The organism is Agromyces bracchium (genome assembly GCF_009709675.1).
GTDB lineage: Bacteria > Actinomycetota > Actinomycetes > Actinomycetales > Microbacteriaceae > Agromyces > Agromyces bracchium.
In genome coordinates this window covers 50,646-66,886 of record NZ_WMLB01000016.1, presented here as the reverse complement: position 1 = coordinate 66,886, position 16,241 = coordinate 50,646, and the positions used below count along the sequence as shown (strand labels likewise).

13 protein-coding genes are annotated in these 16,241 nt (G+C 73.2%); 8 read left to right on the top strand and 5 right to left on the bottom strand.

The genetic code is table 11. The features are described from left to right. Positions 1–111 precede the first annotated feature (111 nt). The 7 genes from GJ743_RS05195 (at position 112) to GJ743_RS05165 (ending at position 9,712) form a co-directional block, all read left to right on the top strand. Complete coding sequence (locus tag GJ743_RS05195) at positions 112–3,126, top strand: aminotransferase (RefSeq protein WP_155050861.1); 3,015 nt, start codon at positions 112–114, stop codon at positions 3,124–3,126. A 21-nt stretch (positions 3,127–3,147) separates the two neighbouring features. Next, positions 3,148–4,374: an adenylate/guanylate cyclase domain-containing protein gene (locus tag GJ743_RS20110; protein WP_155050860.1), complete on the top strand. Its 1,227-nt coding sequence runs from the start codon at positions 3,148–3,150 to the stop codon at positions 4,372–4,374. An 81-nt stretch (positions 4,375–4,455) separates the two neighbouring features. Beyond that, complete coding sequence (locus tag GJ743_RS05185; protein WP_155050859.1) at positions 4,456–5,688, top strand: carboxylate-amine ligase; 1,233 nt, start codon at positions 4,456–4,458, stop codon at positions 5,686–5,688. 95 nt (positions 5,689–5,783) lie between these two features. Continuing rightward, entirely contained in the window at positions 5,784–6,677 is an 894-nt protein-coding gene (locus tag GJ743_RS05180; protein ID WP_230386515.1) for a tryptophan-rich sensory protein, read from the top strand. Between the two features lie 147 nt (positions 6,678–6,824). Continuing rightward, complete coding sequence (locus tag GJ743_RS05175; protein ID WP_155050858.1) at positions 6,825–7,520, top strand: alpha/beta hydrolase family protein; 696 nt, start codon at positions 6,825–6,827, stop codon at positions 7,518–7,520. A gap of 59 nt (positions 7,521–7,579) precedes the next feature. After that, positions 7,580–7,984, top strand: a complete 405-nt coding sequence (locus GJ743_RS05170; protein ID WP_155050857.1) for a TM2 domain-containing protein — start codon at positions 7,580–7,582, stop codon at positions 7,982–7,984. 81 nt (positions 7,985–8,065) lie between these two features. Next, positions 8,066–9,712: a molybdopterin-dependent oxidoreductase gene (locus tag GJ743_RS05165; RefSeq protein ID WP_155050856.1), complete on the top strand. Its 1,647-nt coding sequence runs from the start codon at positions 8,066–8,068 to the stop codon at positions 9,710–9,712. Between the two features lie 26 nt (positions 9,713–9,738). On the opposite strand, the gene GJ743_RS05160 is transcribed toward GJ743_RS05165, so the two are convergent. The 5 genes from GJ743_RS05160 to GJ743_RS05140 all read right to left on the bottom strand — a co-directional run bounded on the left by GJ743_RS05160 (position 9,739) and on the right by GJ743_RS05140 (position 15,503). Next, the gene (locus GJ743_RS05160; protein ID WP_155050855.1) at positions 9,739–10,494 is read right to left on the bottom strand and encodes an SDR family NAD(P)-dependent oxidoreductase; all 756 of its coding nucleotides are present in this window, start codon (positions 10,492–10,494) and stop codon (positions 9,739–9,741) included. Between the two features lie 152 nt (positions 10,495–10,646). After that, entirely contained in the window at positions 10,647–10,874 is a 228-nt protein-coding gene (locus tag GJ743_RS05155; RefSeq protein ID WP_155050854.1) for an RNA-binding S4 domain-containing protein, read from the bottom strand. A gap of 143 nt (positions 10,875–11,017) precedes the next feature. Continuing rightward, entirely contained in the window at positions 11,018–12,850 is a 1,833-nt protein-coding gene (locus GJ743_RS05150; RefSeq protein ID WP_155050853.1) for an amidase, read from the bottom strand. Further along, positions 12,847–13,881: an agmatine deiminase family protein gene (locus GJ743_RS05145; protein WP_155050852.1), complete on the bottom strand. Its 1,035-nt coding sequence runs from the start codon at positions 13,879–13,881 to the stop codon at positions 12,847–12,849. The genes GJ743_RS05150 and GJ743_RS05145 overlap by 4 nt, the downstream gene beginning before the upstream one ends. Next, entirely contained in the window at positions 13,878–15,503 is a 1,626-nt protein-coding gene (locus GJ743_RS05140) for a purine-cytosine permease family protein (RefSeq protein ID WP_155050851.1), read from the bottom strand. The genes GJ743_RS05145 and GJ743_RS05140 overlap by 4 nt, the downstream gene beginning before the upstream one ends. Before the next feature lie 101 nt (positions 15,504–15,604). On the opposite strand from GJ743_RS05140, the gene GJ743_RS05135 reads away from it, so the two are divergent. Then, positions 15,605–16,234: a TetR/AcrR family transcriptional regulator gene (locus GJ743_RS05135; RefSeq protein WP_155050850.1), complete on the top strand. Its 630-nt coding sequence runs from the start codon at positions 15,605–15,607 to the stop codon at positions 16,232–16,234. Positions 16,235–16,241 lie beyond the last annotated feature (7 nt).

Genomic DNA, 16,241 nt, shown 5'->3' with positions numbered 1-16,241 from the left:
CAGGCGGCCCGCGCGTCGCCCGCCGGGCGGACGAACGGCACGGAGATCGACACGACGGCGCTCGGCCGGAGGCATCCGCCCTGACTATGTTCGAGGCGGAAAGGGGCGAACATGAGCCAGCCCGCGAACGCCCGGGGCTTCGACTTCTTCTCGGCCGGCGAACTGCCGGCGCCCGCGCTGCCCGCCGACGAGGTCGTCGCGATCGTGCGCGAGCGCTGGGGGCTCGACGTAGGACTCGAGCCGCTCGGCAGCCAGCAGGACCAGAACTTCCTCGCGCGGACCAGCACCGCGGAAGCCCCCGGCGAGCGCGGCGCACCCGTCGGCGTGGTCAAGATCACGAATCCCGCGTTCACGGCCGACGAGCTCGACGCGCAGGACCACGCGGCGTCCCGCATCGCCAAGGCCGCGCCGCAGCTCCGCATCGCGACCACCAGCCGCGCCGACGACGGCACGCCCCGATCGGTCGTCGCGGCGACGAGCGAGGGACCGCTCGCCATCCGACTGCTCGACTACCTGCCGGGCGGCACCCTCAACGGGCCCGCGTACCTCTCCCCCGCGGTCGTCTCGCGCATGGGCGAGGTCGCCGCGCACGCCAGCCTCGCCCTCGCGGAATTCGAGCACCCCGGCCTCGACCGCGTGCTGCAGTGGGACCTCCGGTACGCCGACCGCGTGGTCGACCTGCTGGCGCACCTCCACCCCGACCCCGCGAAGCGGGCGCAGGTGACGGATGCCGCGGCGAGCGCCTGGGCGGACCTGCAGGCCGTCGCCGCCGACCTCCCGATGCAGGCCGTGCACCTCGACCTCACCGACGACAACGTCGTGTGCACGACCGAGCGCGGCATCCGCCTGCCCGACGGCATGATCGACTTCGGCGACGTCACGCGCAGCTGGGCCGTCGCCGAGCTAGCGATCACGATCTCGTCGGTGCTGCACCACGCGGGCGCCGAGCCCGTCTCGGTGCTGCCCGCGGTGCGGGCGTTCCACGCCATGCGTCCGCTGTCGGCCGCCGAGGTTCGCGCGCTGTGGCCGCTCGTCGTGCTGCGCGGCGCCGTGCTCGTCGTGAGCGGCGAGCAGCAGGTGCAGATCGACGGCGGCGCGAACGCGTACGCCGCCGAGGGCGTCGAGCGCGAGTGGCGCATCTTCGAGCAGGCCGTCTCGATCCCGTCGGTCGTGATGACGCACGTGTTCGCCGCGGCCCTCGGCGTCGACCCCGCCGCCGGTGGTCGAGTAGCACCGGCGAAGCCGGCGCGTACCGAGACTCCGGGCCTCGCCGCCGGTGGTCGAGTAGCACCGGCGAAGCCGGCGCGTATCGAGACCTCCCCGCGCATCACGCTCGACCCCGCCATCGACCTCACGCGCGCGACCCGCCTCGACGTGTCGATCACGTCCGGCGACGTCGACGCCGGCGCCTGGCTCGACGCCGACCTCGACGAGCGCCTCGCGCACGCCGCCCTCGATGCGGGCGCGCCGCTCGCCTGGCTCGAACGCTCGACGCCCCGCCTCACGGCGAGCCGCACGCACGCACCCGATTCCGCCGCGACCGTGCCGAACGGCATCGACGTCTGGTTCGCCGCCGCCACCCGCGTGTCGACGACCGACGCCGACACGCGGCTCGTGGTCGAGGCCGCCGACGGCATGACGATCCTCGATGGCACCGTGCCGGCGCGCACGCGCGCCCGGATCCGACTCGAGGCCCCGGACGCACCGCAGCACGTCCCGCACCTCGTGCGGCCCGAGGTCGCGCCCGGCTGGCTCGCGGTCACGGAGGATCCAGCCGTCGCGATCGGGTTGCACGACGAGGGTCTCGATACGGCGCTTCGCGCCTACTCGACCACCGGGGACGATGCGGCCGACCTCATCGCGCGCCGCGACCGCTCGTTCGCCGACGTGCAGGAGCACTACTACGACGCACCGCCGCGCATCGAGCGGGGGTGGCGCGAGCACCTCGTCGGCACCGACGGGCGCGTGTACCTCGACATGGTCAACAACGTCACGCCGCTCGGGCACGGGCACCCCGGGCTCGCCGCCGCGGTCGCGAAGCAGCTCCGCACGCTCAACACGAACTCGCGCTTCAACTACGGCGCCGTCGTCGAGTTCTCCGAGCGCCTCGCGGCGCTCGCGCCCGACCCGCTCGACACCGTGTTCCTCGTGAACTCCGGCTCCGAGGCGACCGACCTCGCGATCCGCGTCGCGATGGCCGCGACAGGTCGGCGCGACGTCGTCTCGCTGCTCGAGGCGTACCACGGGTGGACCTACGCGTCCGACGCCGTGAGCACGTCGATCGCCGACAACCCGAACGCGCTCGCGACGCGCCCCGACTGGGTGCACCCCGTCGACGCGCCGAACCCGTTCCGCGGCGTGCACCGCGGCGAGGAAGCCCGTCGGTACGGACCCGAGGCGGCCGCGCGCATCCGCGAGCTCGCGGCATCCGGTCGCCCGCCCGCGGCGTTCATCTCGGAGAGCTTCGCCGGCAACGCCGGAGGCATCCCCCTGCCCGACGGCTACCTCGCCGACGTGTACGCGGCCGTCCGCGAGGCCAGCGGGCTCGCGATCTCCGACGAGGTGCAGGCCGGGTACGGCCGGCTCGGCGAGTGGTTCTGGGGGTTCGAGCAGCAGGGCGTCGTGCCCGACGTGATCGCGGTCGCGAAGGCCGCGGGCAACGGCTACCCGCTCGGCGCCGTCATCACGACGCGCGAGATCGCGGCGCGCTATCGCGCCGGCGGCTACTTCTTCTCCTCGACCGGCGGCAGCCCCGCCTCGAGCGTCGCCGGGCTCACCGTGCTCGACGCGTTCCGCGACGAGGGGCTCCAGCGGAACGCGGCCGACACGGGCGCGTACCTGAAGGGCCGGCTCGAGGCGCTCGCGGAGCGGCATCCGCTCATCGGCATCGTGCACGGGCTGGGGCTCTACCTCGGCGTCGAGTTCGTGCGCGACCGTGCGACGCTCGAACCCGCGACGGAGGAGACCACGGCGATCTGCGACCGCCTGCTCGAACTCGGGGTGATCATGCAGCCGACCGGCGACCACAAGAACGTGCTCAAGGTGAAGCCGCCGCTCGTGGTCACGCGCGAGAGCGCGGACTTCTTCGTCGAGATGCTCGACCGGGTGCTCACCGAGGGGTGGTGACGACGGCGTAGGCTCGCCCTCGTGAGCGGCACCGTCGTTCGATACACCCGCGATGAACTCGTCGAACGCTCCGGCGTCGGCCTCGGGTTCATCGAGCAGCTGCTGCGATTCGGCGTGCTCGCGCCCGCCGACGACGGCACCTTCGACCGGAGCGACGTGCAGCGCGTCCGACTCCTCGAGGCGTGCGATCGCGCTGGCCTCGACGCCGAGACCATCGGCGCGGCGGTCTCGGCGGGTCGGCTGCCGCTTTCGTTCATGGACGCGCCGCAGTATCGCTCGTGGGCGGAACTCGGCACCGAGACGTACGGCGAGCTCGCCGAACGGCTCGGGATCCCGTTCGAGGTGATCCACGAGACGAGCGCGGCCCTCGTGAACCGGCGACTGGAACCCGACGACGTCGCGCGCGAGGACGACGAGTCGATCTACCGGCTGATCGGCATGGTCGCGGCCCTCACGGACCTCGACGCGATGATCCGGATCGGCCGGGTCTACGTCGACGGCCTGCGCCGCGTCACCGAGGCCGAGAACGAGCTGTTCCAGACGTACATCGTCGGCGGGCTCATGCGCTCCGGCCTGGACTTCGGGGAGGCGCTCGTGCAGTCGGCGGACCTCGGCTCGGAGTTGGCGCCGCTCATGGAGCGGATGGTGCTCACGCTGTACCGCCGGCAGCAGGAGCGGGGCTGGACCGCGGGGATCGTGGAGGGGATCGAGCGGGCGATCGAGGCGTCCGGCGCGCCCGTCGGATCCGCGCACCCGCCGGCCTTCGTCTTCATCGACCTCGCGGGCTACACGGGCGTCACGGACCAGGAGGGCGACGCGACCGGCGCACGGCTCGCGAGGGAGCTGAGCGCGATGGTCGAACGGATCGTCGCCGACCACGCCGGCACCCCGGTGAAGTGGCTCGGCGACGGCGTCATGGTGCACTTCCGGCACCCCGGCCGGGCGGTGCGCGCCACGCTCGAGATGGTCGAGGCGGCGCCGACGATCGGCCTCCCCGCGCACGCGGGCATCGCGGCGGGCCCCGTCGTCATGCAGGACGGTGACTACTTCGGCCGGGCGGTGAACCTCGCGTCGCGGATCTCCGGCGCGGCGACCGCCGGGCAGACCCTCGTCACCGGCGCGGTGGTGCAGCTCAACGACGACCCCGGCCTGTCGTTCCGCCCCATCGGGCCCGTCGAGCTGAAAGGCCTGTCCGAGCCGGTGGAGGTGTTCGAGGCACACTCGCGGCACCCTCGGATAGCCCCTTGACACCGGCGCGCGGCGGGCGCACGCTGCCGCCATGAGGCATCCGGAATCCCTTCGGACGGAACGCCCCGGACGGGAGTCACGATGACCACGTTCGGCATCGAGGAGGAGTTCTTCTTCCTCGACCCCGAGACGATGATGCCGGCGAATGTCGCGGCCGACGTCCATCGCCGGCTCGCCGCCGACCCGCGCTGGGGCGAGCACGCCCACCCCGAGTTCCTGGCGTCGCAGGTCGAGTTCGCGACGCCCGTGTTCGAGACGCTCGCCGAGGCCGGCGACCAGTTGGCGGCCTTCCGCCGCGAGGTGGACGCCGACGCCGGCCGGCACGCGGTCTGCGTCGCCAGCGTCGGGACCTCGCCCGACGCGCCCCGATTCCCGTCGATCACCGACGTGGATCGCTACCACCGGATCGTGCGCGACATGGCCGGGATCATCGCCGACCACCAGATGAGCGGACTGCACGTCCACGTCGGCATCCCCAGTCGCGAACACGGCGTCGCCGCGCTGAACGCGGTGCGACCGTGGCTGCCGCTGCTCACCGCGATGACCGGGAACTCGCCCCTCTGGCGCGGCCACGTGACCGGCTACGAGAGCTGGCGCACCGTGCAGCTGCGCCGCTGGACGACCGCCGGATGCCCGCCGCGCTTCGCGGACGCCGCCGACTACGAGCGTCGCACCCACGACATGCTCGGGCTGGGCGGGCTCGTCGAACTCGCCCTCATCGCCTGGAACGTGCGGCTCTCCGAGCACCTGCCGACGATCGAGTTCCGGATGTCCGACGCGCAGCTCACCACGGATGACACGCTCCTCGTGGCCGCGCTCTGCCGGGCCTTCGTGATGCGGGCGATCGACGAGCACGATCGCTTCGGCTCGGACCCCGCCGCCATCCGCCCGCTGCGGTCGGTCGACGACCCGGACCCCGACCCGCCGCCCGAGCTCCTGAGCGCAGCGACGCTGCATGCGGCGCACGCCGGCCTCTCGGGCGGTGCGTTCGATCCCGCGAGCGGTCGGCTGGCGCCGGCCCACGAACTCGTCCGCCGGCTCGAACGCCATCTCACCGAGCCGCTGGAGCGCGCGGGCGACCGCGAACTCGTCCACCGGCTCGTCGCACGCCTGCTGCGCGACGGCACCGGTGCGCAGCGCCAGCTGGCGGCCTGGCACCGCGGCGGCATCGCCGGCCTGCGGCGACTGTTCGCGTCGACCATCACCGCGCGCCCGAGCACGACGTCTGCTGCGGGACCGGGCTCCCGGAGCACGGGCGGCCGCACCGGCGGGCCGGCATCCGAGACCGGACGCCGGATTCAATCGAACGGTTGACGCCGCGCCCGTATCGGCTTCGTACGCTGGCGGGCATCGGCCGATCGGTACGGCGACACCGGTCGGCCGACCGCGACGACGAGGGGAGGCATCCGTTGACTTCGACGCAGAGCCGCGACCGGAGCCGGAGCCGTCCGGGCACGGGACCGACCGCGCAGGGCACTCCTCGCGGCGGCGTCGCCGACACGGCGCGCCAGGTCGTCGTCCTCGTGACCTCGCTCCTCGCCATCGCCGCCGCCTTCATCGGCTCGGGCGCCGCCGGGGGGACGCCGATCCAGGATGCGGCGGGCGGCTGGCTCGATGCCGACTCGACGCTGATCGCGCCGGCACGGCCGGCCTTCGGCATCTGGAGCGTGATCTACACCGGCATGCTCGCGTACGCGATCATCCAGGTGCTGCCCGCGCAGCGCACGAGCGCGCGGCACCCCCGGATCGGCTACGCCGTCGCCGCCTCCCTCGTGCTGAACGCCGTGTGGATCGGCGTCGTGCAGCTCGACCTCCTGTGGGCGAGCCTGCCCGTCATCGTCGTCCTGCTGGTCGTGCTCGCGTGGCTCTTCGTGCAGCTGCGACGGATGCCGCCGAGCGGCGTCGTCGACGCGGTCGTGACCGACGGCTCCATCGGGCTGTACCTCGGCTGGGTCGTCGTCGCGACGGCAGCGAACGCGACCGCGGTGCTGCAGGCCGCCGGGTTCGAGGGCTGGGGCCTTCCGGCCGAGGCATGGGCCATCGGCGTCATCGCGGCGGCCGCCGCGGTCGGCGTCGCGCTCGCCTGGTGGGGCCGCGGCCGGATCGCCCCGGCGCTGTCCCTGGCGTGGGGGCTCGCGTGGGTCGCGGTGGGACGCCTCGCGGACGAGCCGGAGTCGACGGCAACGGGCATCGCCGCGGCGATCGCGGCCGCCGTCGTCATCGTGGTCACCCTCGTCGTGCGGATCGGAGCCATGCGCTCCACGCGCGACGACCGGCGGGTGGGGACCTCCGGGACTGGGTGACACGGATGCTGCGCGGGGGCGCGGCAGGCGCGGGGCCGGGACGTTTCGAGTCGTCCCGGCCCCGTCCACGTTCCGGGCGCGCGTCCGCACGCGCCGCGACGGCCTGCACGGCGCGCCGCCGCGGACGCACTCGGGCACCATGGATGCATGGACGACGAGCGGATCCTGTCGATCGAGGTCGGCGACGACATCGGCGAGGTGCCGGCGGTGCTGCGGCGACCGGTTGGCGCGTCCGCGACGCTCGTCGTCGCGCACGGCGCCGGCGCGGGCAAGGATCATCAGTTTCTCACGGGGTTCTGCCGGGCGATCGGCGAACTCGGCGTCGCGACGGTGCGCTTCGACTTCCCGTACCGCGCGGCGGGGCGCCGCTTCCCCGACCGGCCGCCCGTCGCGATCGCCACCTGGCGCGCGGTCATGGCCGCGGCGCGCGCCGAGGCGCCCGACGGCGAGCCCGCGTGGGCGTCGGGCAAGTCGTTCGGCGGGCGGATGGCGTCGATGGCCGTCGCCGAGGGCATGGATGCCGCGGGCCTGGTGTTCCTCGGCTACCCGCTGCATCCGCCCGGACGGCCGGAGAAGTCGCGCGACGAGCACTTCCCGAAGCTCGCGGGTGTGCCGATGCTGTTCCTGCAGGGGCGCAACGACCCCTTTGCGATCCCGAACGACCAGCTCGACGCGCTCGTCGCGGGCCTCGCACCCGCCGCCGTGCTCGACTGGATCGTCGACGCGAACCACTCGTTCGAGGTGAAGGGCGCGAAGCGCCCCGCGGCCGAGATCGGGGCCGGGCTCGCGCCGCGCGTCGCGGACTTCATCGCGCAGCACGCCCGACCCGGCCGCAGGACCTAGGGCCTCGCAGCGCCGGGCCGTCCGGCGGCATCGTGGACGGTGACGAAGGGGGAATCGTCATGACCGCCTACCCGCCGGGCCCGGCGCCCGGCCAGAACCCTCAGGTCGCACGAGCCGCACAGGACGCGACCTCCACCCGCTCGTTCGTCGCCACGTGGCTGTTCGCCTGGCTGCTCGGCGTGCTCGGCGTCGACCGGTTCTACCTCGGCAAGGTCGGAACCGGCGTCCTGAAGCTCATCACCGTCGGCGGCTTCGGCATCTGGTGGCTCGTCGACCTCGTGCTGACGCTCACCAACAGCGCCAAGGACGTCGACGGCCGGCGCGTGCTCGGCACCCGCCAGGAGCAGACGATCGCGTGGATCGTGACGGCCGCCGTCACCCTGTTCGGCTGGGTCATGAGCGCCGTGACGCAGTCGTTCTCGTTCCTGACCGACCAGGTGCTCCCGACGCTGCCCTGGGTGTAGCCGGACCGGGCCTGCTTACGAACCGCTTACGGCGGTGCCTGCGCGTGCGCTCCGCCACCCGGACGGACGTAGCCTGAGGGCATGCCGACCGAACGCGCGCCCGTCGGACGGCTGCGGCCCGCGCTGGCGGGCGTCGCGGCCGCGACCTTCGGCGCCGGGGCGGGCGAGCTCGCGGCGGCGATCATCTCCGCGACGGCGTCGCCGTTCACGTCGATCGGCGGGCTCCTCATCGACGTCGCCCCGCCGTGGGCGAAGGATGCCGCGATCGCCCTGTTCGGCACCGCCGACAAGCTCGCACTGCTCATCGGCGTGGGCGTGGTGCTCGTCATCGTCGGCGCCCTCGCGGGCATCCTCGAGGCGCGGCATCCCCGTTGGGGTCGCGGGCTCTTCGCCTTCCTCGGCGTGTTCGGGGCGCTGGCGGCCGCGACGCGGGCGAACGCCTCGGTCCTCGCGATCCTGCCTGCGGCGATCGGAGCCGTCGCGGCGATGGGTGCGCTGTCGATGCTGCTGGTGCGGTTGCCCGCGGAGCGGGTCGCCGTTCCGGAACGGGTCGCGGCGCCGGGCCCCGCGACGGGTGCCGCGGCGGCCCCGGACACGTCCCCTGCGCGCCCGGCGGAGGCTTCCGGCGCGGCCGCGGCTGCCGCCCCGAACGTCGCCGACCTCGACCGACGGCGCTTCCTCGTGTGGGCCGGCGGCACCGCCGCGGTCGGCGTCCTCGCCGCGATCGCGTCGACCGCGCTCTCGGCCGGGTCCCGAGCGGTGAGCACGGTCCGCGAGGCGCTGAAGCTGCCCGCGCCCGCGACGAGGGCGTCGGTTCCGGCATCCGCCGAGCTCGGCATCGACGGGCTCGCCCCGGTCATCACGCCGAACGGCGAGTTCTACCGCATCGACACCGCGCTGAACGTGCCGCAGGTCGATCCCGCGGACTGGCGACTGCGGATCCACGGCATGGTCGACCGAGAGGTCGAACTCACGTGGGACGACCTGCTCGCACTGCCCCTCGGCGAGAGCGTCACGACGCTCGCGTGCGTCTCGAACGAGGTCGGCGGGAACCTCATCGGCACGGCCGTGTGGCTCGGCCACCCGATCCGCGAGCTGCTCGCGCATGCCTCGCCGAGCGCCGACGCCGACATGGTGCTCTCGCGCAGCATCGACGGGTTCACCGCGTCCACCCCGCTCGACGTCCTTACCGACCCCGACCGCGAGGCGATCCTCGCGGTCGGGATGAACGGCACGCCGCTGCCCGTCGAGCACGGCTTCCCGGTGCGGATGGTCGTGCCGGGCCTCTACGGCTACGTCTCGGCGACGAAGTGGGTGACCGAGCTCGAGGTCACCCGGTTCGACCTCGATCGCGCGTACTGGTCCGACCGCGGCTGGAGTGAGCGCGGCCCGATCAAGCTCTCCTCGCGCATCGACGTGCCGCGCGTGGGGCAGCAGGTCTCGGCCGGCGCCGTGGTCGTCGCCGGGGTCGCCTGGCAGCAGCACACCGGGGTCGCGGCGGTCGAGGTGCAGGTCGACGACGGCGCATGGCAGCCCGCGACGCTCGCGACGGCGATCTCGGCCGACACCTGGGTGCAGTGGCGGTACGAGTGGGATGCCGCGCCCGGCCGTCACACGATCCGGGTGCGCGCGATCTCGGCCGACGGCGAGGTGCAGACCGCCGACCGCGCGCCGGTCGCCCCCGATGGGGCGACCGGGCTGCACGAGCGCACGTTCGACGTCGCCTGAGCCGATCGCGACGACCGGCTCGGGGGTCAGACGGCGGCGTACCCGCCGTCGATCACGTGGTAACTCCCGGTGATGAAGCTCGCCGCGTCGCTCGCGAGGAACGCGACGAGGGCGGCGACCTCCTCGGGCTCGCCGAGGCGGCCGATCGGATGCTTCGTCACGAGCAGCTCGATGAGCGCCTCGTCGGCGTGGGCGGTGAGCATGGGCGTCTTGATGAACGCCGGGCCGACCGCGTTCACGCGCACCCCGGCGGGGGCGTACTCCGCGGCGGCGGTCTTCGTGAGACCCACGAGCGCGTGCTTCGAGGTCACGTAGGCGGACTGCGCGGGGAACGCGACGCTGCCGAACACCGAGCTCATGACGACGATCGAGCCGCCGCCGTTCGCCACGATCGGCGGCAGCTGCGCCTTGAGGTTGCGGAAGGTCGCGTTCACGTTGAGGTCCATGACGGCATCCCACGAGTCATCCGGATAGTCGCCGATCGGCGCTGCCGCGCCGCCGATGCCCGCGTTGTCGACCGCGATGCGCAGCGGCGCGATCGCGTTCGCCTGCTCGATCGAGGCCGCGATCCATGCCGGGTCCGAGACGTCGCCGGGGGATGCCTCGGCGATCCCGCCCGCCGCTCGGATCTCGTCGACCACGGCGTTCGCGCGATCGGCCTCGATGTCGTTCACGAGCACCGAGGCGCCGTTCGCGGCGAGGAGCAGCGCGGTCGCCCGGCCGAGGCCGCTGCCCGCGGCCGTCACGATCGCCGAGCGGTCTCCCACGTCGTACTGCGCCATTGCAGACTTCCCATCCGGGCGGGCTCGAGGCCGGGAACCCTTCGCGGACGGCCCGTCCGCGCACCATTCAACAAGTGAACGACGATTCCGGTCAAGCCTGACTGCTTCTGACTTCGCCAGCGCTCACCGATCGGTCGGGATCGGCGCACGTCTCACGGTTGGACGCGACGGCGGTGCCCCTCGAACTCGATGATGTCGCCGGGGTGGAGCTGCCGACCGCGGCGGAGGTCGACCTCGCCGTTCACGGTCACCATGCCTTCGGCGATGACCTCCTTCACCTCACCGCCGGAGTCGAGGAGCCCCGCGAACTTCAGGAACTGGCCGAGGCGGATCATCTCGCCGCCGATCGGGACGTCTTCGATCGAGCCGGGAGTCGTCATCCCCGAATGGTAGTCGAGCAGGGGATCCGCCTCGCGACCGAGGGAGAAAGGTAGTCGCCGGCTACCTTTCTCCCTCATCTCGAAGACGGAAATTGCCCCGGGAACCGGTCCGTTCGGCCGGACCGGGCCTCGCGCGGGCGGTGTCAGCCGAGGCGCGGGGTCCGCGGCGGCTCGGTGCGGCGGGCGCCGGTCGCCTCGAACGCCGCCGCGAGCCGCAGCAGCGCGGTGTCGTCGTAGGCGCGGCCGGCGAACGTGAGGCCCACCGGCATCCCGATGTCGGCCATCGTGCCCATGGGAACGGTCACGGTCGGGATGCCGAGATGACGGGGCACGAGGTTGCCGTTCGCGACCCACGCGCCGTTGCGCCAGCCGAGATCGGCGGATGCCTCGTTCACGTCCATGTCTGCGGGCCCCGCATCGGCGACGGCCGGGAAGACGACGGCATCGAGGCCGAGCCCGCCCATCCACTGCTCGAGATCGACGCGGCGCGTCTCCTCGAGGCCGCGCAGGCCCTCCTCGAGCTCGGGCATGTCGTCGAACGTCGCGCCGGGGTGCGACCGCACCCAGCCGGGGTACTCGGCGATGTCGTCGTCGAACCCGGTGTACCGGTCGGGCAGCGCGCCGGCCGGGTGCGGGAAGATCGTCGCCCCGTCGACGTCGACGAGCGACGAGAGCGCCGGGTCGCCGTTCGCGTCGAGGAAGTCGTTCCATGCCCACGCCGACAGGTCGACGATCTCGCGCTTGAGGTACTCGGGGGTGACGAACCCGCGCGTGAACACGGTGGGTGCGCCGGGACGGTCGCCTTCGTAGTTCGACACGACCGGGAAGTCGACCTCGACGATCTCGGCACCGGCGGCCTCGAGGTCGCGACGCGCGGCCTCCCAGAGGTCCACGACCGACTGCCGGGTCTCGATGCGCTGCCCGGTCGGGCCGCCGATGCCGACGGATGCCCCGGGCTCGGCCGTGCCGGCGAGCTGGTCGGCGTTCACGTACATGCGCGGGATGCCGATGCGGGTGCCGACGAGGTCCGCGGGCGCCAGCCCGACGTACGACTCCGGCCGCACCTCGGAGGAACGCGGGATCGACACCCAGGGCTGCACGCGCCAGAAGTCGCCGCGCTTCTCGGCGTCGTCGGCGACGATCACGTCGAGCACCTCGAGCAGGTCGGCCATGGTGCGCGTGTGCGGCACGACGACGTCCATCGTCGGCACGAGCGGCCAGTTGCCGCGCGTCGAGATCACGCCGCGCGACGGCGTGTACGCGCAGAGCGCGTTGTTCGAGGCGGGAGCGCGGCCCGACGACCAGGTCTCCTCGCCGAGGCCGAATGCCGCGAACGACGCAGCGGTCGCCGTGCCCGAACCGTTCGACGAACCCGACCCGAACGCCGCGGTCAGGAACTCGGCGTTGTACGGCGACTCGGCGCGACCGTAGACGCCCCGCTGCATGCCGCCGTTCGCCATGGGCGGCATGTTCGTCAGCCCGATGAGCACGGCGCCGCCGGCCCGCAGGCGCTCGATCGTGAAAGCATCGCGCTGGGCGACGAGGTCGGCGAACGCAGGCGAACCCGCCGCCGCCGTGAGGCCGCGAGCCAGATAGCTGTCCTTCGCCGTGTACGGGATGCCGTCGAGCGGGCCGAGCACCTCGCCGCGCGCGCGGCGCGCGTCGGAGGCCTCCGCGTCGGCGTGCGCCTCGGGGTTCATGACGACGAGCGCGTTGAGCGCGGTCGCGGTGCCGGGCGCGTCGTACGCCGCGATGCGCGCGAGGTACGCGTCGAGCAGGCCGACGCTCGTCACGGCACCCGACTCGAGCGCGGCGCGCAGGTCGGCGATCGACGCCTCGACGACGTCGAAGGCTCCCGTCGGTCGAGTAGGACGCGACGCAGGAGCGCCCGTATCGAGGCCCTCAGCGTCCGGGTCTCGATACGCGGCGACTGCGTCGCTGCTACTCGACCCACGGCTGGTCGCGGCGGAGCTCATCGTGCCACCTCCGGCTGCTGCTGCGTGATGCAGTGGATGCCGCCGCCGCGGGCGAACAGCGGCCGGGCGTCGACCGTCACGGCTCGGCGCCCGGGGTAGGCCGCTTCGAGGATGTCGCGCGCCGCGGCATCCGCTCGCTCATCGCCGAAGCCGCAGGCGATCACGCCGCCGTTCACGACCAGGTGGTTCACGTAGCTCCAGTCGACGAGGCCATCGTCGTCGCGGACGGCGGCGGGCGCGGGCAGGTCGAGGATCTCGAAGCGCCGGCCCGTGACATCCGTCTGCTCGGAGAGCAGTTCGCGCAGCTCGCGCGTGACCTCGAAGTCGGGGTGCTCCGCCGAGTCCTGGCGGTGCAGGAGCATGCGGCCCGGCGCGGCGAGCGTCGCGACGATGTCGACGTGCCCGTTCGTGCCGAACTCGTCGTAGTCGCGCGTGAGTCCGCGCGGCAGCCAGACGGCCTTCGTCGCGCCGATCGTGCGGGCCATCTCGGCCTCGACGCGGGCGCGGTCGGCGTACGGGTTGCGCCGCGGATCGAGCTGCACGGTGTCCGTCAGCAGCACCGTGCCCTCGCCGTCGACGTGGATCCCGCCGCCCTCGTTCACGAGCGCGCTCGAGACGAGCTCGGCGCCGACGAGCTCGGCGATGATGCGGGCGTGCTCGGCCGACTTCCGCCACTCCGACCACGCGTGGTCGCCCCAGCCGTTGAACGTCCAGTCGACCGCGCCGAGCACGCCCGGGCGCTCGTCGTCGACGACGAACGTGGGTCCGTGGTCGCGCATCCAGTACTCGTCGACGGGCGCCTCGACCTGGGCGACGCCGTCGCCGAGCATCCGTGCGGCGCGCTCGCGCTCGCCAGGGTCGACGAGCATCGTCACCGGCTCGAACTCGGCGACCGCGTGGGCGACCGCAGTCCACGCCGCGTACGCCTCCTCGCGCTCGGCGGCGGTCTCGCCGAGGGTCGGGCCCCCGCTCGGGAACGCCATCCAGGTGCGCTCGTGGCGGGCCGTCTCGGCGGGCATGCGCCAGCTCATGCGTGGTCTCCGTTCGTGCGGGCGGATGCCGCGGCATCCGTCTCGATGATGGCAGCGGGTGCGGCAGCGACGGATGCCTCGGGCGCACCGGATGCCGCGCCGGGACGCTTCGCGGGGTCGCGGTACGGGTCGGTGGTCAGCCACAGCAGGGCGTAGATGCCGGCGCCGAGCACCGGGCCGACGAGGGCCGACAGGTCGGCGCCGCCGAGGGCGTTCGAGATCGGGCCGACGTAGAGCGTCGTGTTGGCCGAGAGCACCGCGATCGTGATGGCGGTCACCATCGCGACGACCCCCGGGAGGAACACGCCCCCGCGGTACCAGAACGGGCCGCCGCGACGCGTGTCGTCGAGCGCGGCGCCGTCGTAGCGGTTGCGGCGGAGCACGATGTCGATGGCGTAGATCGACACGAGGGGGCCGAACACGGTGACCGCGAGTTCGAGCGAGGCGCTCAGCGCGTCGAGGAAGCTCGGCGAGAGGAACAGGACCCAGCCCGCGACGGCCGTCGCGACGATTCCGGTGACGATCGTGGTCGCGGCGCGCGAGATGCGCTCGGCGAGCGCCTGCGCGTAGAAGCCGGTCGAGTAGGCGACGAGCACGTTGTTCGTGATGCTCGAGAGCACGATCATGCCGAGGAAGAGCGGCGTGAACCACGCGGGCACGATCTCGCCGATCGTGAGCTCGGGGTCGGTCATGTCGATCGCGGTGCCGGCGACGACGCCGAGCGCACCGATGAGCACGGCCGGGACGAAGCCGCCGAGCGCCGTGTACCAGGCCACGGCCTTCTTCGAGACATCCGCCGGCAGGTAGCGCGCGTAGTCGGCGCCGATGCCCCACGACAGCGGGCTCGAGGCGACGATCGCGAAGCCGAGCATGACGAGCGCCCAGTGGTCGGCGACGGGCAGCGGCTCGACCTCGTACGTCCAGTCGGCCGCGCCGAAGACGAAGACCGCGAGCACGACGAACACCACGGCGAGCGCGGCGGAGAACCACGGCGCGAGCGCGAGGATCGTCGCGTGGCCGTAGACGCCGATCACGAAGCTCAGGACGCCGATGACGGCGAGCACGATCCACTCGCCCCCGGCCGGCAGGCCGATGCCGAAGTGGGCGAGCAGGGCGATCGCGCCGAGCGTCGCGAACGCGACGTTGATGATCTCGTAGAAGAGGCCGATCAGCACGCCGAGGCCCGCGCCGAAGACCTTGTTGCCGCGGATGCCGAACATGGCGCGCATGATCGACACGCTCGGCGAGCCCGAGACCGGGCCGCTCACCGCGAGCCAGCCGACGAGCGCCCACCAGAGGTTGCCGACGACGGTGATCGCGAGCGCCTCCCAGAGCGGCAGGCCGAGGAGCATCAGGACGCCGCCGACGACGAAGTAGAGGTAGCCGACGTTGGCCGACATCCACACCCAGAAGAGGCTCGAGGGGCGGCCGTGGCGCTCGGAGGCGGGCACGTGCTCGGTGCCGTGCTGCTCGACGTGGCCGACGCGGTCGGCGGTCGGGGCGGCGGGGGCGGCGGCCGCGGCGGCGTGGGCAGGGGCGTGGGCGGATGCCGCGGGCGCGGCGGGCGCGGAGGGCGTCGCGGCGACGTCGGCGCGGATCTCCTCCGGGGTCTGGATGCTCATGTGCGGAACCTCATCGTTCGACGGCGGGATGTTCGATCGAGCGGATCGATATATTGATCATGCGATCAATAACGTGGGAGACTACCTAGACTGGCCTGACGATGTCAACACCCGTCCGCACCCGCGCCGCTCGCAAGAGCCCCGCCGAGCGATCCGCCGAGATCGCCGAGGCGGCGCGCGTGCTCGCCCTCGAGCAGGGCCTGACGGCCGTCACGCTGCGGGCGATCGCGGCCCGCGCCGGCGTCGCGCCCGCGCTCGTCGCGCACTACCAGCCGAGCATGGACGCACTGGTCGCGGACACGTTCGCGACGATCGTCGCCGACGAGATCGACGAGGTCGCCGCCTTCCTCGCCGCCCGTCCCGGCCCGCGGGAGCGGCTCGGCGCACTGCTCGACACCCTCCTCGACGGCACGCGCGACGACGTGACGATCGTCTGGGTCGAGGCCTGGGCGATGGGCCGCCGCAACGAGGCGCTCGCGGCATCCGTCCGCGAGCAGATGGACGCCTGGCAGGCCGTCGTGCAGGGCGTCATCGAGGACGGCGCGGCGACCGCGGGCTTCCAGACGACGGATGCCGCGGCCGCGGCCTGGCAGCTGCTCGGCATGATCGACGGACTGAACGCGCAGGCGCTCGTGCGATGGGGCGATGCGAGCGCACGCGGATCGATGATCCACGGCGCCGTCGAGGGCATGCTCGGACTCGAGCGGGGCGCGCTCGCCGCTCACGACTGACCCCGCG